General features: G+C 52.2%; 17 protein-coding genes. 9 read left to right on the forward strand and 8 right to left on the reverse strand.

The window, feature by feature from the left end; all coding sequences use genetic code 11:
- Nucleotides 1–899: hypothetical protein (locus KOO63_14915; GenBank protein ID MBU8923108.1), on the forward strand; the 899-nt coding region annotated here is incomplete at its 5' end.
- A gap of 126 nt (nt 900–1,025) precedes the next feature.
- On the forward strand, nt 1,026–1,781 hold the full coding sequence (locus tag KOO63_14920; protein ID MBU8923109.1) for a DNA alkylation repair protein: 756 nt from the start codon (nt 1,026–1,028) through the stop codon (nt 1,779–1,781).
- Nucleotides 1,782–1,857: 76 nt separating this feature from the next.
- Here KOO63_14920 and KOO63_14925 read toward each other — a convergent pair whose 3' ends face one another.
- A complete protein-coding gene (locus KOO63_14925; GenBank protein MBU8923110.1) occupies nt 1,858–2,382 on the reverse strand; it encodes a hypothetical protein in 525 nt (174 codons plus the stop codon).
- 506 nt (nt 2,383–2,888) lie between these two features.
- Here KOO63_14925 and KOO63_14930 point away from each other — a divergent pair.
- From KOO63_14930 to KOO63_14940, 3 genes are all read left to right on the forward strand, one after another.
- Nucleotides 2,889–3,446: a hypothetical protein gene (locus tag KOO63_14930; protein MBU8923111.1), complete on the forward strand. Its 558-nt coding sequence runs from the start codon at nt 2,889–2,891 to the stop codon at nt 3,444–3,446.
- A 574-nt stretch (nt 3,447–4,020) separates the two neighbouring features.
- Nucleotides 4,021–6,705: an aryl-sulfate sulfotransferase gene (locus KOO63_14935; GenBank protein ID MBU8923112.1), complete on the forward strand. Its 2,685-nt coding sequence runs from the start codon at nt 4,021–4,023 to the stop codon at nt 6,703–6,705.
- Nucleotides 6,706–6,786: 81 nt separating this feature from the next.
- Nucleotides 6,787–8,067, forward strand: a complete 1,281-nt coding sequence (locus KOO63_14940) for a hypothetical protein (protein MBU8923113.1) — start codon at nt 6,787–6,789, stop codon at nt 8,065–8,067.
- Here the strand turns inward: KOO63_14940 and KOO63_14945 are convergent.
- Nucleotides 8,064–9,374 carry a tetratricopeptide repeat protein gene (locus tag KOO63_14945; GenBank protein ID MBU8923114.1) on the reverse strand — a complete coding sequence of 437 codons (1,311 nt, stop codon included), beginning with the start codon at nt 9,372–9,374 and terminating at the stop codon, nt 8,064–8,066. The genes KOO63_14940 and KOO63_14945 overlap by 4 nt on opposite strands.
- A gap of 107 nt (nt 9,375–9,481) precedes the next feature.
- Nucleotides 9,482–11,860 carry an ABC transporter permease gene (locus tag KOO63_14950; GenBank protein MBU8923115.1) on the reverse strand — a complete coding sequence of 793 codons (2,379 nt, stop codon included), beginning with the start codon at nt 11,858–11,860 and terminating at the stop codon, nt 9,482–9,484.
- Between the two features lie 94 nt (nt 11,861–11,954).
- Here KOO63_14950 and KOO63_14955 point away from each other — a divergent pair, with 94 nt between their 5' ends.
- Together KOO63_14955 and KOO63_14960 are read left to right on the forward strand one after the other, a co-directional pair.
- Nucleotides 11,955–12,788 carry a ubiquinone/menaquinone biosynthesis methyltransferase gene (locus KOO63_14955; GenBank protein ID MBU8923116.1) on the forward strand — a complete coding sequence of 278 codons (834 nt, stop codon included), beginning with the start codon at nt 11,955–11,957 and terminating at the stop codon, nt 12,786–12,788.
- A gap of 41 nt (nt 12,789–12,829) precedes the next feature.
- Complete coding sequence (locus KOO63_14960; GenBank protein ID MBU8923117.1) at nt 12,830–13,366, forward strand: DUF2284 domain-containing protein; 537 nt, start codon at nt 12,830–12,832, stop codon at nt 13,364–13,366.
- A 26-nt stretch (nt 13,367–13,392) separates the two neighbouring features.
- Here KOO63_14960 and KOO63_14965 read toward each other — a convergent pair whose 3' ends face one another.
- The 5 genes from KOO63_14965 to KOO63_14985 all read right to left on the reverse strand — a co-directional run bounded on the left by KOO63_14965 (nt 13,393) and on the right by KOO63_14985 (nt 21,318).
- Entirely contained in the window at nt 13,393–13,659 is a 267-nt protein-coding gene (locus KOO63_14965; GenBank protein MBU8923118.1) for a BrnA antitoxin family protein, read from the reverse strand.
- 133 nt (nt 13,660–13,792) lie between these two features.
- Nucleotides 13,793–15,211, reverse strand: coding sequence for a hypothetical protein (locus tag KOO63_14970; GenBank protein ID MBU8923119.1), 1,419 nt, complete (start codon nt 15,209–15,211; stop codon nt 13,793–13,795).
- Nucleotides 15,212–15,333: 122 nt separating this feature from the next.
- Nucleotides 15,334–17,811, reverse strand: coding sequence for a T9SS type A sorting domain-containing protein (locus KOO63_14975; GenBank protein MBU8923120.1), 2,478 nt, complete (start codon nt 17,809–17,811; stop codon nt 15,334–15,336).
- A gap of 218 nt (nt 17,812–18,029) precedes the next feature.
- Nucleotides 18,030–18,677, reverse strand: a complete 648-nt coding sequence (locus tag KOO63_14980) for a hypothetical protein (protein MBU8923121.1) — start codon at nt 18,675–18,677, stop codon at nt 18,030–18,032.
- 178 nt (nt 18,678–18,855) lie between these two features.
- Entirely contained in the window at nt 18,856–21,318 is a 2,463-nt protein-coding gene (locus KOO63_14985; protein ID MBU8923122.1) for a T9SS type A sorting domain-containing protein, read from the reverse strand.
- A 269-nt stretch (nt 21,319–21,587) separates the two neighbouring features.
- Here KOO63_14985 and KOO63_14990 point away from each other — a divergent pair, with 269 nt between their 5' ends.
- Together KOO63_14990 and KOO63_14995 are read left to right on the forward strand one after the other, a co-directional pair.
- Entirely contained in the window at nt 21,588–24,251 is a 2,664-nt protein-coding gene (locus tag KOO63_14990; protein ID MBU8923123.1) for a protein kinase, read from the forward strand.
- 192 nt (nt 24,252–24,443) lie between these two features.
- On the forward strand, nt 24,444–25,304 hold an 861-nt coding region (locus KOO63_14995), incomplete at its 3' end, for an IPT/TIG domain-containing protein (protein MBU8923124.1).

A 25,304-nucleotide genomic window follows, 5' to 3' on the forward strand; every position in this document is an offset into this window, starting at 1 on the left:
TCACGCTGTTGCTGGTTGCTGCAAAGCTGATAAACGGGTCGGAAGTCGATGAAGTATCCGGCGGCGTAGATGGGAAACAATCCGCGTTCTATCTGGGAGAGGATCCGCCTGGCGCCGAGCCGAAGCTCTTTGCGCCCGGGTTGGTCTCGGTGGATGGAGCTACCGATTACGTGATCTCGTTCAGCGAGGACGGCAGGGAGATTTACTGGAGCCGGGCTAGTTCCGGAGTGATGAATTGCTCGCTCGGTGATGATGGATGGAGCGAGCCGGCTCCTTTTGATTTTGGAGTGAAGTACCCCGGCCCCGGTGGCGAGGTACATATTATGAAGGGTGGAAAATGCCTTCTGATGAACCAGTTTCGCAGGAACGAGGAGGGGATGGCCGGAGGTATCTACAGGTTGAAGAGGATTAATGGTAGTTGGAGTGATTCCGAGCTTCTGATCAGTAACAGTATGAGGGCGACCTCAACCGACGATGGAGTGATATATGTGACCGACATCACCTACCACCTCAATAAGGAGGAAGGCAAGGACACGGGCGTTATCGCCCGGTACGTCCTGTCCGGCGATGAGGCCATCCGGACGGAGGACCCGGGTGAAGGGATCAATACCGAATATGTCGAGGCGCATCCCTTCATCGCACCCGACGAGAGTTATATCATCTTCAATTCGCCAAGGCCCGGGGGCAAGGGTGAGGCGGATCTTTATATGAGCTATCGCCAGAAGGACGGTTCCTGGGGAGAGGTAATAAACCTAGAAGCACTCAACACTCCTTATGGCGATTGGGGCGCGACCGTAACGCGCGATGGGAAGTATCTTTTCTTTACGAGAAATATGACAGGTCAGGGCGACATCTACTGGGTCAGGGCCGATTTCATCGAAGAGATGAGGCCGGAGTAGGGGCGGTTGACAATAAAGATCCGAGTAGTGTTGCGGCAGGTGATCTGAATACCGTACAATCTAATAGCATTGTCAGCAGTGAGATCTTGGCGGCACGAAGGAGCCATCGGAACTATAAGGTTATTCATGAAAAAAATTGCAAGAGAGATCATAGCCACATTGAAGGCCCTCGGCGATCCCGCAATCGCGGAGCATTCGCAGCGTTTTTTCAAGACGGGAAAGGGCGAATACGGAGAGGGTGACAAATTTCTCGGCATACGCGTACCCGTGATCAGGGCCGAAGTTAAGAAACAGGTGAAGAAGCATAAGGACGAGTACAGAGGTTCATTAAAAGAGCTCAGGATCTCATTGCTAGATACGGCACTGCTGCTTCTTCAGTCGTCCTGGCACGAGGTGCGCCTCTTTGCCCTGCTCATGATGGTCGAGATATTTAGAAAGGGTAGTACGGCTGAGAAGTCTGCAGTTTATAAGGCCTACCTGGCGAACACCAACCGGGTGAACAACTGGGACCTTGTGGATCTGTCGGCTCATTATATCATCGGCCCCTATCTGGAGGATAAGGGGCGGAAGCCCCTGTATCGCCTGGTGCGTTCCCGTGATCTATGGGAGCGGAGGATCGCCATCATGTCGACGTTTCATTTTATCAGGAACAACGATTTTGTCGATACTCTTGCCATATCGGAAATCCTGCTCCAGGACAAAGAGGATCTGATTCACAAGGCCGTCGGCTGGATGCTGAGGGAAGTCGGCAACCGCCATGGCTCAGCCGAGAGGACATTCCTGAAAAAGCATTACAAGGATATGCCCCGCACGATGCTGCGCTACGCTATAGAGAAGTTCCCCGAGAAGGAACGTAAGGCATGGCTGAGGGGCGAGGTCTGATAATATTTGCCCTGGTGTGACTTCTGATTTGTCAGATCGATGTCCGAGACCGGGACTATGACGATGTCAGGCTCGTCTATCGAAGCGCAATCCCAAGATCTTCCTCCAGCTTCGGTATTACCAGTTCAACGACCCTCGGTATTAATGATTTGCGTGAGACGGTGCTGACCGCGTCGACCTCGAAATAGTCGACCTGGTCGTCACCAGCGCCTGAGGTGGAGACCAGCATTACTTTGTTGAGGTCGGGCATGCCTTCCAGGAATCTCATCGCCTGTTTGGGCATCTTGTGTATCTGCATGGTATGAATGATTACAATGGCATCCCAGTTTTTTTCATCAATACTTTCCAGGCCCGTAACATCAATTACGGAGATAAATATACTGTCGGCTTCAATATTCTTTATCAATTCATCAGTCAGGCTTTCTTTGTACTCACTTCCCTGGCTGGCGACCAGGACTTTGTACTTCGCGTCTGGATTGCCGCGTTGAAATGGTTCAATCACTCCCTGAATATTCCACAGAACGTAGATAAGCAGAAGGATTCCTGCCAGGAGTACTGGAGTAGCGACTATTCCGATCAATATCTTGAGCCATTTTTTCATAAGTCAAAACCCTCGGTATTTAAATGCTGATTCGGGGGGTTATTGATTATATACGTATGAATCATTTGCTTTGTTGCAGAAAGGGGATTTCAGGTAAATGCGGGGAACCTGTTTTATTATATTGCAGTATCATCTGGTCCCCGCCTGACGAATTCAATGTCATGGAGATCAGATGAAATCGTACAGAAGGTTCCTCCGAATTCAGATTCCCGACACAGGGGGGAAGTGGGTAGAAAAGAATTATATTAGATGGGAATCCTATTTATCCAGAAGCAACGGATAGATAAGTAATCTATTTACATAATCCCGGATTTATGGTACTATACTGATCGTCGGATAGCTTACAGCACCAGCAATTATCACGATGTTTGTGACAACGGTGATGTAGGCGTATTTGGCACTACGGGGGAATCACTGCAGACGTTTTTTGCCGGTACTGCAAGCAACATTCGACAATTAAATCATTCCTTGTCTCCGCTGGCATTAATCAGGAGGAGGAGTCGATCATGAAGAGAATGATATCGGCTCTTGCCGTCATGTTCCTGATTCCGGGAATGTTGATGGCGTGCCCTACACTGGGTGTCTACTATGGTGGTAGACTTCATTACGATCCGGTCGGACCTTTTACTGAATTCGAGCTGAATCTGTACATCGTCCACCAGGAACACTTTGTTACAGCAGTCGAGTATCAGTTGCTGACACCATCCGATCTTACCCATGCATTGTTCATGATACTTTCTGTCTCGTATCCGCCAAACCAGTCCCTTTCCCTGGGTACTCCGTTCGGGGGACATTCGATTACTTTCTGGCCTCCATGTTCAGGATATCCGGACGGATATGATCAGCTTGCGACATATACCTGCATGACGACTGTCCCGTGTGAGCAGATGTATGACTATCCACTGGCTATAGGTTCGCATCCGGACAGCGGCGAACTTCGTGGAACCTTCTATCCTGACAATGAGATGTTCGAGATAACAGGATTGACCACATACTTGTGTTTACATGAGGTCTCGGTCGCGGGAGACAGTTGGGGAGTCATAAAATCGCTGTATAAAGAATAGGATCTACGGTGGTTATCATCCCGATGACACTCGCAGGATTCGGCGAGGAGTTCGGTTGGCGCGAGTTGATGTTTCCTGAGCTTTGTCGAAGTAGAAACGGGTCGAGTAAAATTCCGGGCCACAGAACAATAAACAGGCGCCTGGTTTGGGGATTTATAATCGGTGGTGTGATCTGGTTTGCCTGACATATGCCGCTGATGCTCGTGATGTCTGCCCCGGTCGGGTTCGATCTGGGTAGCTGCTTTCGTTCATGCTATTATTAACAACGAATCACGGGCGTTCTCGTATTTCACGAAAGTCGACAATCAACTTATGGCCAATCTGGGACTGGCCGTTACGATGTTACTGGTCGTGGCTGTCCTATACTGCCGGGGGAAATGAAGATCTTTGAAGTGTTTTTGAGCAAAGGACAGGGAGAGTTCGAGAAATAATTCCTTGAGACATCGAACCCCCTGTTTTTGGAACCACCTTCTCATGATGGATAATCGATGAAATACGCCCACTTTTATGTTATTATGTAGCATGCATTCAAAGAAAAAACCTGTTCAATAACAGCATCGGGAGGTGTTTCAGAATGAATAAAACATTTGTTTTCTCAGTTCTGGTCATATTTGCTCTGGTCTGCATTGCGGTTATGCCGACGAATGCCGGAGCAGAGAGCAAAGGCTGGTTTAAGTATCAGTCGCCGATCCCCGGCGCAAGGCAGGTGTCTCCCGGTACGAGCCTGATATTCAGGACTGGTACGATGCTCGAATCAAAACTGCCTGACGGGGCGCGGGGCATGGAGGGACTCGTCGATGTGACGGGTTCGGTGAGTGGAGTCATAGACGGCAGATGGACCCTGGCTCGCGACGGCCGAACGATGATCTTCAAGCCGCAGAGGGAGTTTATCCTGGGAGAGACAGTCACTGTAACTCTCCACGATCCTACGGAAATGACGAAGAGATTGTTTTCGTCGGACTTCAAAGTCAAGTCACGTATCGTCGAATACACTCTCGAACTCGATCAGCAGATCGGTATGGAGGAGTCGGAAGGTGGGGTAGTCGAGGGATTCCAGAGCGACGGGACTTTCGAGGATCCTGAAAAAAGCGGGAAACCGGACAAGGACCGGCACTGGAAAAACAAGGATGGCGAGGAGCTCGTTCTTCCGGATAATTTCCCTGTTATTGAGATTACAGCGACGGACGGGACGGCTCCCGGCTATATTTTTATGACCAACAATTCCGGGAAGAATGGGACAGAGGGGAATTACATGATGATCCTGGACGACACCGGATATCCGGAGTTTTTCAGGGAGACGCCCGGTAAGGCAATCGATTTTAAGATGCAGAAGTGTGGAGCCCTTTCATATTTTCACGGCCTTACTAATTATTTCTACCTCATGGACGACACCTACACGGTAATCGACAGCTTTATAATAGAGGGTTACCCGATGGATATGCACGATTTTGTGCTGAGTCCTGAGGGCCACGCTCTGCTCATCGGTAATGATCCCGATGTCATCGATATGAGTGTGCTTGTAGCTGGAGGGGATACGGCTGCCAACGTCACCGGCAATGTAATCCAGGAGTTCGACCCGGATGGTAACCTGGTCTTCGAATGGCGGACGATAGACCATTTTGATATTCTCGACACAAATATCGACCTCACCGGTCACAATATCCGGTATGCGCATGTAAATGCCGTCGAGTTCGACAGCGATGGCAACATATTGATATCAAGCAGGCATCAAAGCGAGATCACCAAGATCGATCGCGAGACGGGTGAGATCATCTGGCGGATGGGTGGTCCGAACAACCAGTTCGAACTCATCGGCGATACGCAGTGGTTCTCCCGTCAGCACGATATCAGACGGTTACCGAACGGCAATGTGACATTATTCGATAACGGGAATCTGAACGATCCACAGGAGTCGAGAGGTGTCGAGTACAAGCTCGACGAGGTCAACATGGTTGCGACGATGGTATGGGAGTTCCGTAACGACCCGTCGATTTACGGCAGTTCAAGGGGAAGTACGCAGAGACTATCCAACGGAAACACGATCATCGGCTATGGCAGCGGAAGGCCGTCCGCGATCGAAGTGGCATATGATGGAACGAAGGTATTGGAACTTGAGTTGCCTCCAAAGAACATCAGCTACAGGGTCTTCCGTTTTCCCTGGAGCGGGAAGGCAGCTCTCCCAACAGCGTGGATCGTGGAAGGTGAGAACAGGATAGCAGTCTGGTTCAAAAAGTTCGGGGACGACAACGTGGAGCGGTATTATCTCTATGGAGGCGATTCTCCGAATCCGACCAGGAAGATCGGCGTGTCCCTGGACAACTCGATAGATGTGCGCGATCTGATGCCCGGAATAACCTATTATTTCAGAGTCACTGCTGTGGACCGTCATGGTGTAGAGAGTCCGTTCTCCAACGAGATATCATTCACCCCGGGGTTCATGGATTCGAGCATGGTCTTCAATGCCGATCTGAAGGTGACTCCGAGGTCGCTTGATATGGAATCGTGTGGTAACTGGATCACGGCGCATGTCTCGTTTCCGGATACCATTGACCAGGAAGTGTCGGCAATCGACCTCGAGACGGTCATGCTCAATGGCAGGATACTGATCGACTGGTTTCCGAAGAATTGGGAATGGGGTCACGGAAAAGAGGATGATGGATCAGAGGACGGTACAGATGCTGGCAAGCGACATCTCAAACTGAAGTTCTCCCGCGAAGAGTTCATCGATCTTTTCGGAACTGAAGCAGGCTCGGTTCCAGTCTCGATCCGTGGGTTTGTGGGGGAAGAATCGTTTGTAGGATATGATACGATCTGTGTTTTTCAGGGTGACGACAGCACCTGTTGTTATAATGAAGAGGATGGGGATGAGAACGGGGACGACCAGGATGAGGGTGAGGATGATAATGATGGCATCGATGATGGTGAAGATCCGGACATCGAGGATCCCGCCATCGACGATCCGGCAGATGATTTGAAGCCTGAGATCCTTGTAGTGCATCAGAACTATCCGAACCCGTTCAACCCTGTGACCTGCATCAGGTTCGATCTGCCTGCGCGGATGCGCGTGAACCTGAGTGTTTACGATATCCGGGGAGGGCTCGTAGTGACCCTGGCGGACAGGGAAATGGACGCCGGCAGTCGCCAGGTCGTCTGGGACGGTATGAATGCATCTGGCGAGCCTGTAGTGTCGGGAATGTACTTCTACAAGCTCACTACGCAGGATAAGATAGTAACGAAAAAAATGGTGTTGCTCAGGTAACATAGTTTTCTATATTATTGAAAAGAGGGATGGAGTGTTTATCGCTCCATCCTTTCTTTTCTTTAACATGGAGAAGAGTGGATGAGATTTCTGATCATTACGACCTTTGCGATCGCAATACTTATATCCTCGATGGCCATGGCTGAGACTGCCGGATCGATCGGGTCCAGACAGGATACTGAGGAACAATCAGAGGATCTGAGAGCCACCGGCCCGAAGATCTACATAGACTGTAATCGTTGCGACGAGGCGTATCTCAGGACAGAGATAGAATTCGTCAATTTCGTCCGGGACAGAAAAGAAGCCGATGTACATATAATGGTGATCTCACAGCGAACGGGAAGTGGAGGCGATGAATACACGGTGGAGTTCATCGGGCAGGGTCGTTTTGCGGGAGTCTCCGACACCCTTACCTTCAGCACGATGAGTGAGGCCTCTGCCGATGAGGTCAGATGCGAGATGGCGAGAGTCTTTAAGCTGGGGCTGGTGCGTTATGTAGCTGGTACACCTCTCGGCAAACATCTCAATATCGGGTATTCATGCCCCATCGATAATGACGAAGTCGTCGACAATTGGAACTACTGGGTCTATGAGGTCGAATCCAACATGTGGCTCAATGGTGAAGAGTCATACCGGAACCTGTCGGTCTATGGTGAGGTCTCAGCCCGCAGGGTGACCGAGGCTTCGAAGACATATATGGAGATCTACGGAAGTTATAATGAGGCCAGATACGATATCGATGATGAGACGATCCTGAGTCTGTCCCGCCGCAGAGGATTCTACGGCTCGCACTTTATCAGCATCAACGATCACTGGTCATGGGGAACCAGATGGTCTTACGGTACCTCCACGTACAGCAACCTCGATTCGAGATCGCAGCTGTCGTGTGGAGTCGAGTATAACATATTTCCTTACTCCGAATCGACAAGGCGGCAGCTGCGGTTGATCTACTGGCCCAGTCTTGCCTATGCCGATTATACCGAGGAGACGATCTTCGAGAAGAATCACGAATGGCTTTCGAGTCAGAACATCTCAGTGGCGCTCGAGATGATCCAGCCCTGGGGCACGATAACATCGAGCCTCGACGGCTCTCACTACTTCCACGACTTCAGCAAGAACCGGCTGTCGTGGTACAACATGGTCTCGCTGAAACTGTTCAAGGGTTTTTCCCTGAATATCAACGGGCAGATCTCCCGCGTGAGAAACCAGCTATCGCTTCCAATGGGTGATCTGAGTGATGAGGATATACTGCTTAGAAGGCAGGAGATAGCGACCGATTACAATTACTATGTCTCGTTCGGGATAAGCTATACATTCGGCTCGATATACAACAATGTCGTCAACCCGCGGTTCGGGAACTAATCGGCAGGTTCCGGCTCGATCCCCAGCATCTTCTCGATCTCGGCCACTTTTTCGTCATCGCCCGTCTGTCTGAAGAACTGCAGGGCGTTTTGAATTATGACGAGTGTTTCGGAATTCTCAATAATACCGTAGTCTTTTATTACAGAGACGGCTCGTGAGTAAAGGGCCGTTGCTTCTTCATGTTTTTCCCAGCCTGTATAATGGGTCGCCAGGTTGTTCAGGAGCAGTGCGAGAGGGTAGGCGTTGTTCTGCGGGGCCTTACCAAGGATCGATATCGCGCGTTCATACATGGCCGCGGTCTCTTCAGGCCGGTCGAGGTTTTTGTAGAGTCTTGCCATCTTTAATAGTTCGGGCACCATTTCAGCGCTGCCTTTTCCAAGTGAATCCTCCGATATTACGAGGAGCCTGAGGTATAGAGGCTCGGCTTCGGCATACATCTTAAGCCGCATATACAGGATCGAGAGATTTTTCAGAGTCGAGATTGTGCGTGAATCGTCCGGGCCCAGATGTTTCTCTCTGATAGACAGGGCTTCCTTCATAGGTTCTTCGGCTTCCTCCAGCTTGCCTTCCCTGACAAGTGAGGTGGCTCGGTTATTGAGTGAAGCGGCGAGGTTATCCCAGAGTCTTGTAATGGCATTGCGAGCGAATCCCAGAATGTCGTTCTTTTGCCCATCCGAGTTTTCACCGATAGAACGTTCTCTTATCTTGAGGGCTCTTTCACGAAGCTTGATGGCTTCGGAGAATCTCTCCTGCGCCTCAAAGACATTCGCGAGGGATTCGAGTGGCCCGGTCAGGTCTGCATGGTCTTTGCCGGTTAATTGTTCCTCTATCTCAATCAGCCTTCGATAATACTTTTCGGCTTTGTCGAAGTTCGATGAGAAAAAATACAGGGCTGCGAGGTTTTTCAGGGCGGGAGTGATGTCGGCATGATCCCTGCCGCTTACCTTTTCAGTGATAGCTATAGATTCAAGGAACATCTTTTCGGCCTCTGAACGGTTTCCGAAAACTACATGAATCTGGGCGAGGTTATTGAGAGATTTTGCTGTCACCTCATGGTGCCGGCCGAAAAGTTCTTCAGCCAGCGCGAGCGTTTTTTCTGCCACCGGGAGGGCTTCGGTGTATCGTTCAGCCTTGTAAAGAGCGAGAGTCTTATTGGAAAGTCGCTCTAAGGTCTCAGCTTTGGATACCTGATCCGATGCCGATTCGTCTTGCCAACCGCTGCCGGCTATTAACTCCCTTGACTGGACCGTCAAAGCCAGAAGCAGGAAGGTCAGCGATACTGCCAATGTCCTGAAGTGATTCTTCATAGTGACGGGATACTAGCATTCATATCTGTCTGTGGATAGTCCAAATACTGTACGCAGAAGGGTCTGTTTCCGAAGGATCATAGACGGTTCATAAGTTTTAAATGAACCTACTCGTACTTCAGGCTTTCGATCGGGTTGGCTCTTGCCGACTTCCATGACTGCCATGCTATTATCATGAAGGCGATCGCCAACGCCACTGCAGACGAAGCAACAAACACCCAGATCGATATGTCGGCTTTATAGGCAAATCCATCGAGCCATTTCCGGCTGGCGTACCAGGCGAGAGGCCATGCTACGACGTTGGCTATCAGGACCCATTTGATAAATTCTTTCGATAGCAGGAGAATGATGCCACTGGTGGAGGAGCCAAGCACCTTGCGTATGCCGATCTCCTTTGTCCTTTGCTCCGCGGTGAAAGCGGCCAGGCCCAGAAGCCCCAGACATGAGATGAATATCGCGAGGAAGGTCCCGTATTTTATCATCGTTTCGGTCCGCTGCTCGGTGCCGTAACTACGGTTCATCCGCATATCGTCAAGGTATTCCAGTGTAGGCCGCGCGCCTGGATCGAACTGCGATACTGTCGCCTCGACGAAGGCTCTCGTCTCGGCAGGATTTTCTCCTGACAGCGATACGCAGATTCCGTCGATACCCCAGTTGGGCAGAATGACAAGTGGTTTTATCGTGGTGTGAAGAGACTGAAGATGAAAATCTTTGACAACTCCGATGATCCGGTAAGTATTGTCATATGTGGTGAATGTCTTTCCGATCGGGTCGTCGATGTTCATCGTCCTCAATGCGGTCTGATTGATTACTGCTCCGTCAGTCATGTCTGTCGGGAACTCTTCGCTGAAGAATCTTCCCGTCACCATTTCGGGTTCGAACACCTCAATAAACCCCGGGTCGGTCCCGACGATGCCGAAATCATTGATAAAAATATCAGGAGATTTTCCTTCCCACGAGACGTTATTGCCACCTGTGCTGGATTCACGATATACGGGAGGCGCATTTACTCTTGTCGCTCCCGTGACCCCGGGGTCGGACAGAAGGGTCTGTCTGAAACTGGACCATTGACTTTGCAGGGGGCTCGACAATCTGAAGGTAAGAACGTTGTCTGTCTTGAACCCCAGATCCCTTCCACGGATAAATTCGAGTTGTCTGTATATCAGCATCGATCCTATGATCAGGAATATCGATATGGAAAACTGTGCGACTACCAGAGTTCTTCTGAACAATGTGCCCTTTGTCTTGTTTCTGGCTCCACTCTTCATTATTGCGATCGGCCTGAATGATGAAAGTATCAACGCTGGATAGGTACCGGCAATGATACCTGTCAGCAGAGTGATGGCAGCGAAGAGTATCGCTGTAGCAGGTCTGAATGTAAGCGAAAGTTCCTTGCCCGCCATAGTGTTGAAATAGGGCAGGACAGTGTAGGTGAGAAGCAGCGCGACAGCAGCGGCGAAGAAAGACATTATAAGGGCCTCACCGAAGAACTGTTTCGCAAGCTGATGGCGACTGGCGCCGACGACACGTTTGATCCCGACTTCCATGGCTCGTTTACCGGAGCGTGCCGTGGAGAGATTCATGTAATTGAAGCATGCTATGAGAAGGATGAGGAGTCCTATCCCCGAAAAGATATATACGTAAGTAATCAGGCCGCCGCCTTCTATGTCATGGAGCCGTTCCCGGAGAAGGGGCTGCATGAGCACCGTGGCTTTTACAGAGTTGACGGAGCCCTCTTCGCCGGCGGGTTCTTCGTGATATGGCTGAATGACTCCGGCGATATTTGCCTGAACGTCCTTCGGAGAAGCGGCAGGGTCGATGGATATGTACCCGTAATAATTTCCGATTTCCATGTCCGCCATGTCCCGTCCCCAGAGCTGTCCCAGCAGATTTATATTTATGACCGCGTCGAATCTCCGGACCGTCGTTTTTTTGGGAAGTTTCTTTATGATGCCGGTGATCGTCGCGGGAAACCAGTTTTCTACCTGGAGAGTCTTTCCCATCGGGTCATCGTCACCGAAGTACTTGAGGGCCAGTTCCTCTGTGATGACGATATTTGTGATCTTGCTCATCGCGGTCGCCTTGTCGCCTCTGAGCAGTTCTATCGAGAATATGTCGAGGATAGTCGGCGTGGCAACAGCGATCATTTCGGTGAATTTCTTCTCATCGTGCGAAAGGACGAACCGGTGGTTCATGAAAGTCACTTCGTCGGCCACGCCAGGATACGATCCCTTAAGGGTAGGCCCGAGGCCGGCGGGGACGACAGTAGAGGTGACCCTGCCATCGGGTGTATCGAACTGGCGGTAGAGCCGGTAGATGTTTTGGGCGTTCGGATACATCCTGTCGTAACTGGTCTCGTCCTGTACCCAAAGAGCGATAAGGATGCAGGCAGTCATGCCGAGGGCGAGGCCCATTATATTGATTATAGAGAATCCCTTGTGCCTGGCGATATTGCGAATGGTTACCTTGAGATTGTTTGTGAGCATAATCACTCTCCAGTAGATAAAGTTTTTCTATATATTTGCCCCACATATAGAATACACTTGCTATAGATATTCGTTTCAAAAGAAAAAGACTATAATGAGTAAGGCCGAGGCACAGGGAAAATTTCTAAGGAAAGTTTACTCCAGAATAGCGGGTAATTACGAACTGACCAATCATGCCATGACCTTCGGGTTGGATGTCCTGTGGAGGAAGAAGGCTGCCAGGATAGCGGTGGAGGTGGGCGCGTGTCGGCGCGATGATCCCGGGGTCGCTCAGGAATCTTATGATGTTCAGAAGATTGGGAGTTGCCCGGGATCCGGACTCTGGCTCGACACCTGCACCGGTACGGGGGAGATGGCGGTTAATCTGCATGAGCTGGCGACCAAGAAAGCGCCTGAAAATGTATCTATGACTGCGTCCGGTGATGTGCCTGGTAATGTAAAGGTATTCGGAGTCGACTTTTCGCAGGAGATGCTCGTCGAGGCAAAGAAAAAACCAGACACATCTGAAATCAGATTCTGTGGTGGTGATATGGATTGTCTGCCATTCCCGGACGATACATTCTCCCTCGTGACGATGTCCTTTGCGACGAGGAACAACAATCCCGACAGGGAGACCCTCGTTCACCGGTTCTCCGAGATACACCGGGTGCTGAAGTCTGGTGGACTGTTTGTGAATGTCGAAACGAGCCAGCCTTCTTCTTCTCTGCTGGTCAGGTTGAGAAATCTGTTTGTTAAGCTTTACATCCCATGTACGGCTACGGTTTTTACAGGGGATAAAAAAGGATACACTTATCTCGCCGAGTCTATACCACGATTCTACGGAGCTGAAGAACTTGCCGTTGTATTAAAAGAATCCGGTTTTGCCGAGGTCGAATCCAGGAAGCTGATGTTTGGCGTCTCGGCAGTTCATGTGGCCCACAAGAGGTGAACAGGAAGCAGGCGGGCCACAGGCCCGGCAAAGGAGGATCCTTGAACGAAAAAGAGATGAAGGCAGTTTTCGAAGAGAATGGTTGTGGCGATTTCAGGTTTATGGATTCCGCGGAGATGGTGACGGGGCAGTGGGTGAGGATGAAATGTCGTTTCGGTTGCGATGAATATGGCAAGGGGATGATGTGTCCTCCCAATCTTCCTTCGGTCGCCGATTGCAGAGAATTTCTCGGGGAGTATTCCAGAGCGGTGATATTCCACTTCAGCATCTCTCTGGAGGATCCTGAAGCCAGGCACGAATGGTCCAGGAGTATAAACAGAAATCTGTTGAAGATCGAACGTGAGGTATTTCTCTCCGGTTTCTACAAGGCATTCATGATCTTCATAGATCCCTGCAACCTCTGCGGGGAATGTGTCGGACCCCATGGCGAATGCAGAGAGATAAAGGGCGCGAGGCCGTCAGGAGAGGGTCTCGGGATGGACGTCTTCGCCACGGCGAGGAATGCCGGATACGAGATAGATGTCGTGAAGGATTACGCCGATGCCATGAACCGTTTCGGTTTCCTGCTTATAGAATGATCCGGGCCATTGATCTGGCGGTTTCGTCAATTTTCCCTCTGAGATCTCAGCTCGTAATCGATCCGTTCTGCGAGAAATATCTTGAGCAGCGACTGATAGGGGATATCCCGCTTGTTGGCCAGCAGTTTCAGGTCGGCGAGCATATGCTCGGGCATCCTGACAGAGATGGTCTTGAGTGAAGGTTTGAGATCGGGAAGGACAGCGCGCCTGGCCTTGCTCCAGTCGATATACTCGGCCGAGTCTTCTCTGCTCCAGAACTTACGCTCTTCCTTCTCGGACTTGAACTTCGGTATCTTTTTCTTTTTTCATAACGTATCGAATGCCTTTCTTTCCTCACGACTCATGTTTCTGGCAGAGATTACCCGGATCCTTTTTCGCCTGATCGTGAATGCGAGAAATATACATTTGTCAAGGCTGGGGAATTCCCTACGATGCCGGTCGCCAGTTATAGTTGATTATATAATACCCGGCCTCGTTGATACTGCTTATCCTGAAACCTGTTCCCCACCCTCGGTAGGCGGTTTCACCGGGATATGCAGCCCTGCCGTTGATGATGCCGGTCCTGTTCGATGAGACGGGGTTGATCAGCAGTCTTTTGTTCGGAAGAAGGTCCAGGATAGTATTCTTATCAAGATTCATGTCAGTGTCAAAATCGACTGCGAATACGCCATCGTTTCTCTCGGCAAACTCAACTGCAGCGGTTCTGAGAACAGCCCCTGTGTAATAGATCGTCTTGTCGGCTTCTGACAGATCGTATTCATTCCGGGCGACGATCACGCCGGGATACTTTCCGGCGCCTGTGATCACATATCCAGAATTGATGCCGAATTCAACAACAGGTGTATAAGCGATTTCTCCAACTTCATAAGCCGTTCCGTCAACGGGGTCACATCGGACACGTGTATAATAATTGTAATTATGAGGGAAATAATCCAGCAAGGTTCTTCCAGTCATGTCAGTGTCCGAATTCATGTCATCAGGAAAGATCATATCATTTCTCCAGGCAAACTTGAGGAGAGCCTGTTCGAAGAGGTGACAATTCTGGAGGACGTATGATTCTCTAGCCTCGATACATTCACGATTCACTATCAGTTCACCGGGAGTTTCCCCGACTGCAGTAATAATGCAGCCGACGACGATATCTCCCTCAATGATCGGAGCATATGCGATCGATCCGGGATCATATGCCGTCCCCATTCGAGGTTCTGAAAGTTCGCCGGTGAGGATGTTGATTAATAACCAACCACCATACATGTCGATGTAATCCATGACTGTATTTCCGTCAAGGTCCCGGTCTGTATCCAGATCGCGGGGAAAAGTGCCATCATTGGACCCTGTAAAATAATGCAGTATGTCATTTTCAAAATGGAGGCATTTACCCATGATCCCCGCGTGATCACCGGGGCGGATGTTGGTCATGTTCGCGATGATGACCCTCGGTTCCTCTCCAGAGCCTTTTATCGTGTAGCCGACATTAATGCTAGAGCCCACGACAGCTTCGATGCTTGTTCCCCCCGGAGCATAAGGACTACATCCCCATGCAGCAGGTTCTGTTGGGTACAAAGTCATAGGATTCTCAAGAAGCCAACCTTCAGGCAGCAGATCCACCAGATTATCTCCGTTGGGAATGCAGTCTGCAGCAGCAGCGGGATAGATCCCTCCATTCAGAAACGCAAATTCCTCGGTAGCTGCCTGTACGGTAAGGCAATTTGCTATGACCTGTGCTTCGGCACGGGATTGATATTTTGTGATTTCAGGAGTCGTAAGGTCTGATTCTCTATCACAGCCCAGTGATGATACGGATAGTGCCATTATCAACAATGTGGCTATATTGTTTCTTGTCATTGTCATATCTCCCTAATGAGGGTCGCTTTTCGGACAATGACAAGACCTGCATTATTTATTCCAGAGGAGCTCCTTTGGGCCTCCTGGTGGGGCATAGTATGTCTATGCGCCTGCTCTCTGATTCAACGCAGCAGGATCATTTTTCTGTTCTGCGTAAATGTCTTCGTGCTGAGCCGGTAGAAATATACTCCACTTGCTACTGCCCGGCCGCTGCCATCCTGTCCGTCCCAGACCTCGGTGTAATGTCCGGGGTCACGGTCCTCGTCGATGACCATCCGGATCTGCCTTCCCGAGGCATCATAGATCTTCAGTGACACATGTGAACTCCCGGACAACCCGAACTTTATTGTCGTCGAAGGATTAAACGGATTCGGATAGTTCTGGCTCAGATACGATGCAGTGGGAATTACAACGGGGTCGTACCCTGTGACCTCCCCGGGGGCAATCAGCGTGAAGGAACTCTCGTTGCCGTGACTGTCAAAAGCTGAGACCTTATAGTAGTATCCCGAGTCCCAATGCCACTCATCGTCGAAATATTCCGGATCTCCCGGAGTCGCCACACGATTAGCGGGAGCAGGCACAAAGCTCTCGCTTGGACCCCGGTGGAGCGCGTAAAACGAGAAATCTGATTCGATATTCATGTCCCAGGCCAGCGACAGACCGACTGGATCGAAACTCTGTTCGGCAATCACACCGACAGGTGGAACGGGCGGAAGGTTGTCGACCGAATATCCGCTGTCGGGCTCGCTCATGTACCATATCGAAGGGACGGTAGTATGGACACTCACCACATATACCGAATACGGGTTACCGCTCTCGGTCGAATCCACGAGCGTGCTTGCACGATAGACGTACCCATCCTCCTGGCATGCGGCGAAACTACCGAGAAGTTCCCAGGTGCCTGGAGGGAACTGTCCGCTATGCACGAATTCCCGTGAATCCAGGAACAGGCGTCCCTCGATTTCGACCATGGGCCAGTCTGAAACACTCTCGAGTTCGACTGGATCATCAGTCGATGATCCGATCGAAGCAGTCATGGCTGGATTATCAATACGTTGCCAGACGTTATAGAGGAATGCGGGATTGGTATACCGCCAGGCGTCGTCCCAGGACGAACGGTCGATAAAGATCCTTACCCAGCCGCCTTCGTCGCCGGGTATGTCGCTGACCGATTCGATGACGGGAGGAAAATATCCGATCCTTCCCTGTGAATCGATCGCCTGGGCATAGATGTCGTAATTACCGTTCCGATAGTCGCTCCATGCGACGATCGCGGGACTGAAGATCTCGGATGTGATCACGGGCAGGGTCTGATTTCCTGCCGCGCCGCAGAGGGGCAATCCATCCGCGGGCCATTGGGCAGTTCCCGAGGCATCTATCCACTGGGTGTATATATCATAATCCGCGCCGCGACCGTCATGCCATGATACGATCACTCCGCCGGCTCCATCGGACTTGATACTGAAAACACTCTGATGCTCCGCAGCCGTACAGACAGGTACTCCGTTGGCAGCCCACATTATCGTTCCCGATGGATCGATCCGCTGAGCATAGATGTCGTTATTGCCGTTTCGGGTGTCTACCCACACAACTATCGCGCCGGATACAGCTCCGGAATAATCGGAGACGATCTGAGGGGTATGTTGATTGCCCGCAGCCGTACAGAGAGCGATGCCATCCGTGGCCCAGATGATCGTGCCCGTTCCGTCAATCCGCTGAGCATATATGTCATATGTATATACGCCAGAGCGATCATCAGTCCAGGTCACGATCGCTCCACCACCCTTGCCATCGGATGCGATCTGCGGTTCATACTGTAACCCCGACGCTACACAGAGGGGTGCTTCGCTCCACTGGGTCGTTCCCATGCTGTCTATACGTTGGGCGAATATATCGATTTCACCGGGAACATGATAGTTCTGCCATACTACGACCGCCCCCCCTCTGCGATCGTCCACTATCTGGAGTTCTGTCTGATCCCAGCCGGCATCGCAGACCTGCTCTCCGTCCTCTGCCCACAGGGCCGTTCCCGATGAATTGATCCGTTGCGCGTAGATATCATAATGGCCGCCGTTTTCATCCTGCCAAGCGATTATAGCGCTGCCGTCATAGTAAGAAATGATCCTGGCATCGGTCTGGTCATAACTCGCCTCGCAGAGGATCATCATTTCACCAGGGGGCAGAAGGGGAGTCCCCGATGCAGAGAGAATCTGGATAAAAATATCAGCATCGCCGAAGACAAGATCTTCCCATACCACGATCGCCCCACCGGATTTGTTAGATGCGATGGCAGGATTATATTGATAGTCAGCTGCCGGATATTCCGTAAAGACAGGAATGCCGCCCTCGGTCCACTCGGTGTTACCCTCGTCATTTATTTTCTGGACTTTGATCGCGGAGTAGCCAGTGCCGCTGTCAGAATCTTCCCACGCGATGAAGGCTCCATCCTCTTCATCGGAGACAATCGTGGGCTTGAGCTGATCGTCAGCGAGCACGCAGATCGGTATTCCATCCTCGATCCACATCGCACGTAGCGACGGGACGGCGACGATAATAACGCAGAGAAGTACTGGAAATATAATCTTCATGGTCTTGTCCATGTTCGATCCTCCTGTTGATCCTGAACACACAGGACGGGGGAGATATCCTTTCCCTGAATTCGAAAAGTATTAATCAAGATATTCGAGTCGATCCGCTTTTTACGCGTACATTATATCATAATCCAGCTGGGATTTGGGAGATATTAGAGACCGGACCCGGAAGCTGAAGATATCAGAATTCCGGGTCCGGCTTTAGTTTTAAGCGGATACAGGCGGGTCTAATCGCTGTTAAGCCGCTTTATGACTCCCCAGCTGCTGGGTTCGACGCCTACAGTGTTGTCGAGATACAGGGCGCTCGGGCAGCAATCGGCATCCCAGTAGATATGGACGTCTCCTGGTGCCACGTCAGTCCAGATCTTGATGATGACCGACTGGTTCGTCAGGTTGATGAAATGCGGGCCTCCGAAATTGAAGTTGTAGGGCATTCCGCATCCCATCGTCAGGTTCGTCACATTTCCCGTAACAGTGGGTGTCACCTGGGTGAAGCTCGCCGGATTTCCCGGTGTTCCATAGCCGACTGCGGCATAGACCGGGTTATTGTGATTCTCATAGTTGTTTGAGAGGTAGAGCACTGCCCAGAAGTTACCCGCGTAGGTCATACTCGCTTCGACCTGTGACGCAGCGTAATACTCCTGTACAGGCTGAAGTACGTCGGCCTGCGCGCAGACGGTGTCCCCGGTTTCGATGTAACCCGGGCCCATCCATTCCCAGTAGGCACCCAGCTGTGGATCCGAGTCTCCCCACCAATAGACCGTCCCCGCCCCGTCGTTGATAAACCACGAGTGGGTTATCGTCTGGGCCGGTCCGGCGGTCGGAAGGCAGGTCAGCACTACAGCCAGACATAAGATTGTACCAATGATTCTCATATTCACCCCCTTTGTGAGACGGCGAGTGTAACATATTAGCTTAAGGAAATCAACTATAAGCATGATAAAACAATCTATACCTAAACACAGGTGGCAAGACTCGGCGGGGGCTACCGAGCCTTCAAAGACTCGACAGCCGGGTTTCTTACTTCCCGGAATCACTCGAAAGAGAAACGTCTTACCTGAGCAGTATCATTTTTCTTGTCTGCTCGATGTTTTTCGCTGTCAATCGGTAGTAATAGACACCACTTGCAACCGGCAATCCCCTGGAGTTCAGCCCGTCCCAGTGCTCATGGTAGCGGCCTGCCTGACGGAACTCCTCGACGACCACCCTCACCAGTCTGCCGGAAGTATCGTAGATCTTCACTGATACATGCGAACCACTCGATAATCCGAACTTCAGCGTCGTCGAAGGATTGAAGGGATTCGGATAGTTCTGCCCGAGATAACTGGCTGCCGGCATGTCGACCGGGTCCTCGCCAGTCAAATCTTCCGGCCCAAGCACCGCGTAGAGACTCGTGTTCCCGTGCCGGTCGACGGCGCAGATCTTGTAGTACGATTCGTACCACAGTTCGTATTCGTCGCTGATCTCCGGGGCGGCAGTCTGCCCGATTTCGGTGGACCCCGATGGATTGAATTCCGCAAAAGACCCGCGATAGACGACGTAGTGCGAGAAATCACTTTCGATATTCGTGTCCCACTCCAGGTCGACACCGGGAGGCCCTTCGGCAGACACTCCGGCAAGGCCGAGAGGGATAGCGGGAGCGAGGTTGTCGAGCGAATAACCGCTGTCTGGCGCGCTGACGTACCATAGGCCGGGATCGAGAGGGTGAGCGCTGACACAGAAGACCTGCATCGGGATCCCTGCAGAAGTAGAATCGTCCCGTGTACTCGCCACATAGAGATACTCATCCTGACGGAAGGCGCTGATCGTGCCGAGGATCTCCCATGTACCGGGAGGGAAGTTTTGCACGGGGAGCAGTTCGGTCGCGGCCAGGAATCGCCTTCCAGCCACTTCAGTGACCGGCCAGTCTGCAAGACATAATTCGCTCAGCGAATGATCCTGAACGGACTCGCCCGTTGACCGGGCGATAGCCGCAAGCATCGCGGGGTCGTCCACCCGCCGCCAGATGTGGTACATGAATATGGGGTACCTGAACCAGCCCTCGTCATCGTACGAATGTTTTTCTATTGTAATCCGCACATAGCCGCCCTGGTCCCCGGCGATGTCGCTGACAGACTCTATGACCGTCGGCCTGTAACCGGGCATTCCCCCCGTATCGACCCATTGGGCATAGAGATCAGGCTTCTGCAAATAACGGTTGTCCGTCCAGGCGACGAAGGCCCCGCCGGATCCGTCCTCTGTGATCCGGTGGTCGTATTTGTTGTCCGTTGTCAAGGCGACAGGGGCTCCGCCCGCTCTCCACTGGAGGATCCCGCCGTTGTCGATCTTCTGCGCATAGATGTCCTCGAATCCATTGCGATAGTCGATCCAGGCTATTATCGCTCCACCGCTTCCGTCGCTTACGATCCGAGGTTGGCCCTGCGTCTCCTTTACATGAGATACATCGACTGCATCCATTCCCCATTCCAGTGTGCCATTGTTCCTGACGCGCTGTGCGAATACGTTTATACCGGTAGAATCATAACGATTTTCGTGCCATGTAATGATAGCTCCGCCCACTTCATCGGAGATGATCTGGGGTGCCTGTTTATCAAAATATTCAGTGGAGACCAGTATCCCGTCAGCGGTCCACATTGTTGTGCCCAGAGCGGAGACGTACTGAGCATAGATGTCGCTGAAGTTCTCACCTCCTCTGCGAGAGTCTATCCATGTGATGATCGCTCCTCCTGCTTCGTCTGAAACGATCTGCGGTTCATCCTCGTCACCAGTTGCCGAACAGATCTCAACACCACTGGTCCCCCACGGGAGTGTTCCCGAAGCGTCTATCCGTTGGGCGTAGATGCCGGAGCTACGCCATGTCACGATCGCCCCACCGGACTCATCGCTAGTGACTTGCAGATCATAATTATATCCTGGAACCACAGATACAAGGATCCCATCGGACGTCCACAAAGTATTTCCCAGAGAGTTTATTCTCTGTGCATATAATTCAGTGTTACTGCCGCGATTGTCCTCCCATATTACGATCGCTCCTCCTGCACCGTCGGCCACGATCTGGAGGCTCTCCTGGTCTCCAGAAGCGACGCAAAGCGGTTCTCCGTCTGTGGTCCATTGGATCACTCCACTTGATTTTATACGCTGCGCGTAGATATCAGAGTCGATGCCGCGATTGTCCTCCCATGCTACGATCGCTCCGCCACCTCCGTCGTTTATTATCTGGGGGTAGATTTGATTTCCTGATGCCGCGCACAGGTTGATGCCATCGACCGTCCAGTCGGGTGATCCGAACTCGTCGATGCGTTGGATATAGATATCGTAGTCGGTCGAGTTGCGAAAGTCACGCCATGTGATCAGGGTATGGCCCGCAAAGGCAAACGCTGTCTCCGGATCAAACTGGGAGTATGGTGCCGTGCAGACCGGGACCCCGTCTTCGCACCAGAAGGCCTGGAGCGCGGGCACTGCGACAAGCAGGGAGCAGAGAATAACTGGAAATAGTACTTTCATGACTTTAGACATGGCCTGTTCTCCTTATACGTGACAGACGAGACACCGAAGACCCCTTCCGGAAGCTTCACAATATTTATGAAATATATTTTCTTTGAGTCATTCCGCATTTAACATGCAGATTATATCATATTTCGGGGATGATTAGGGGATAAAAGCCGTCTCGCCGTCAGGCCATCCGCAGCCTGTGAGCGCGGCCGATCCAAGCGGAAATCGGGTTTCATCGGATCCCGGTGTTTCTCTTTAACACTCGGTCGTCTTCGTGCTAATATACGGTCATTGTGATAGGTAAGACGATCTCACATTACAATATCCTTGAGAAACTCGGCGAAGGAGGGATGGGCGAGGTCTATCTCGCCGAGGATACGAAGCTCCGCCGTACCGTCGCGCTGAAGTTTCTTTCGCGGCAGGCGCTCGGTTCTGACGACGACAAGGCCCGTTTCGTACACGAGGCGCAGGCCGCCGCCGCATTGAACCATCCCAACATCTGCACCGTCCACGCTATAGACGAATCGGACGGGCATACCTTCATCGTGATGGAACATCTCGAGGGGCAAAGCCTCAGAGATATGATCGAGGCTGGGCCTGTCGAACCCGGTCAGGTACGTGAGCTCGCCGCACAGATCGCCGGGGGGATGAACGAAGCGCATAAGCGGGGGATCGAGCACCGCGATATAAAGCCCGAAAACGTAATCATCACGCCCGAGGGGCGTGCGAAGATAATGGACTTTGGCCTGGCGAAGTCGCCTGCCAGGTCGCAGATCACGCGGGACGGCGCGACGCTGGGGACCGTCTCCTACATGTCGCCCGAGCAGGCAATGGGTAGAGATGTCGACTTGCGGACCGATATCTGGTCGCTCGGTGTGATGCTCTACGAGATGATATCCGGCTGCCGCCCCTTCAAGGGCGAATACGACCAGGTGGTGCTCTACTCGATAATGAACAACGACCCCGAGCCTCTAGGCGGACTTCGCGCGGGCGTCCCGCCGGAACTCGAGCAGGTCGTGGTGAAATGTCTCGAGAAGGATATGAGTAAGAGGTATCAGAGTGCTGAGGAACTGCTCCTGGACCTGAAAGGTCCTGGCTCCGATGCGAGCGGACAGCCTCAACGAGCGGGCCAGCCCGCGCCTCGCCCCGCGAGGCGCAGTTTATTCATAACCTCCGCAGTGCTCGTATCATTTCTCGCTATATATATTATTCCAAAGTACTTTACGGATTCTGGCTGGTGGGGGAGCGTTAACCGGACCGACGACCTTAAGATGCTCGCCGTGCTGCCTTTCGAGAACCATGGCCCCGAGACGGACCAATACTTCGCCGGCGGTATCACAGACGCCATAACCGCGCGCCTTGCTTCTCTCAGCGGGCTCGGCGTCATCTCGCGCCAGAGCGCGAAACAGTACAGGGGAAGCAGTCTCAGCGCGCGGGAAATAGGCGAGGAACTCGGCGCTGATTACATACTGGTGGGTACGATACAGCGCGAGCGGCCTCTTGACCCCGCGAGCCGGGTGCGCATCACTCCGCAGCTCATCGAATGCTCGGGCGACATCAACGTCTGGGCCGATTCATACGACGAGGAGATGACCGAGGTGTTCCGGCTGCAGTCTGCGATCGCCGAGCGTGTAGCGACAGAGCTCGACGTCAAGCTGCTCGGGCCAGAGCGGAGGGCGCTGGCCGCGCGGCCGACCCGAAACCTCGAGGCTTACGACTATTACATGCACGGCATCGAGTTCAGCGACAAAAGCGTCGATATGGACGGTTCGCTCGAAGCGATCGGTGTGTTCGAGAAGGCGGTCGAGCTCGATCCTGAGTTCGCCGTCGCCTGGGCGCGCCTCTCGAAGGCGTACAGCTACAGGTACATGATATTCGGAGACAGCGGCGCTCTGGCGGAAGCGAGGCGGGCCGTTGACGAGGCGATGCGGATCGATCCCGGCCTGACCGAGGGACAGCTTGCGAAGGGATTCCTGCATTACCGCGGGAGCATGGATTTCGAGAGGGCGCTGGAGTATTTCCTCGAAGTACAGCGACGGCAGCCCGGTAACGCCGACGCGAACATCGCGATCGGCTATATCAAGCGGCGCCAGGGGCATTGGGATGAGGCGATAAGGAATTTCAAGATGGCGCTCAGGGCCGATCCGCGAAGCTACCTCATCCATGTCGACCATCTCGGCAACACGCTTATCACGATGCGGCGCTATGACGAAGCCGAGAAATACATCGATAGAGCGATTTCGCTCTCGCCCGGCTCGCCCGGCGCGTATTTCGCCAAGGCCCAGATAGCCATCCTGCGCGACGGCGATCCCGCTGCCGCGCGCCGCTACATGCTTACTATGGATGATAACAATTCGCCCGGCGGAGGCTGCCCCGCGTGGATTTACGCCGAGCCGTCGATCTTCAGGATCGCCGACGAATCCGCCACTTCCGAGGGCGACAGGATAGGCAAGCTCGACTGCGTCCCCGCGACCACTTTCGATACTGCGATGGTCACGCTGATCGAGGCGGGAAGCGCCGCTGACAGGAATGACATCGCACGCGCCATAGCCCTGCTTGATTCGTCCCGTGTTATCCTCGAACGTTCCGTGCGCGGCGATGGAAGATCGCTGGAGGCGAACTACTCGACCCTTGCCTTCGTATACGTGTACCTCGGAGCCCGCGATGCCGCCATCAGGGCAGGCGAGCATTCGGTCCAGCTTCTTCCCGTCTCCAAAGACGCCTATCTCGGCCCGAGCTATCTCCACCGCCTCGCCGAACTCTACACTATGACCGGCGAACACGAAGATGCCATCGACCGGCTCGAGATCCTGCTTTCGATCCCCAGTCGGGTGTCGGTGAATCTGCTGCGGCTCGATTCGATATGGGATCCGCTGAGGGGGGATGAGAGGTTTGAGGCTTTGGTGGAGGAGTATTCTGGTGGGGCCGGGGGTTCTGGCGGTTCGAGTGGTTCGTGATAAGGCCTGTCAGGATATTTAAATAGAAATAGTCCTTTATTCTTCAAAGACATCAAAGGGATACATGGTCGGATTTTCGCTTGAAACCTGATTCGGGGAATTTTCTTGACATCTATCCAGTCTACTCCATACTTGGGCTCATAGCGGTCACAACTAGGGACTCACACATTTACAACCTACAGGGAGGCGATAATGCGAAGAGCATTGTTTTCTGGCGCACGTCAGCGTGCGTTTCTGGTTCTTTCGATGCTTGGATTTCTGATCTCCTCATGCAATCCGAAATGCTGTCCTGAGGAGGACGAAGTGGTTTGGCCTCGAGGTACCAAGCATGTAGAACTATATTCCCCGTTTGTCCATGATTTCTTTAGGACATGCGGTCCGACTTCTGGAGATACGAGAGTCACCCTTTGGGGGCATGATCTCGGGACAGTGGATGAGGTCAGGATCCACAGGGACAGTGAACCTTGCCTTGACGTGACATCAGATAACAACAGGGTCTCATTGCTGACTCCTGAGTACGACCCCGGGGAATATGATATTACGATACATTATACGCAGGCTACAGCCGGCTGGGATTATATATCCGGAGAAGGAGAGCTCCCTACAGAAGCGGATATCGAGGCCGCGAAAAAGGATGTCCGTGAAGAATATGAGCTAACAGGAGACTTGAACTTCGATTATGAATATGATGATGTCGTGATTAAGATCACAATAAAAGAGTCAAATGAGACCTACACGGTGACCTGTGATCTGTTCGAGTATGTGGCCATCATCCGCCCCTGTGTGTCTCGTACGCCCCACGAATACGGCGTTGTCCCCTTCGAAGGGGAATGCAGAGATATGGTCAATATCTACGGCTCCAACTTCCTCGAAGGGCTTTCCGTAAAGTTCGGTATATCATATGTGTTACCGGCCGAGATCGAGCTTATAAGCGAGAACGAGATCAGGTGTCCCGTACCATGGGGACCGACTGATGCATGGGTAGACGTCATAGTGATAAATGGTTCCGAGGACTGTGAGGTACCGTGTTCAGGTGATGATGCGGGCGGTATC

It is taken from the genome of Candidatus Latescibacterota bacterium (genome assembly GCA_019038625.1).
GTDB lineage: Bacteria > Krumholzibacteriota > Krumholzibacteriia > Krumholzibacteriales > Krumholzibacteriaceae > JAGLYV01.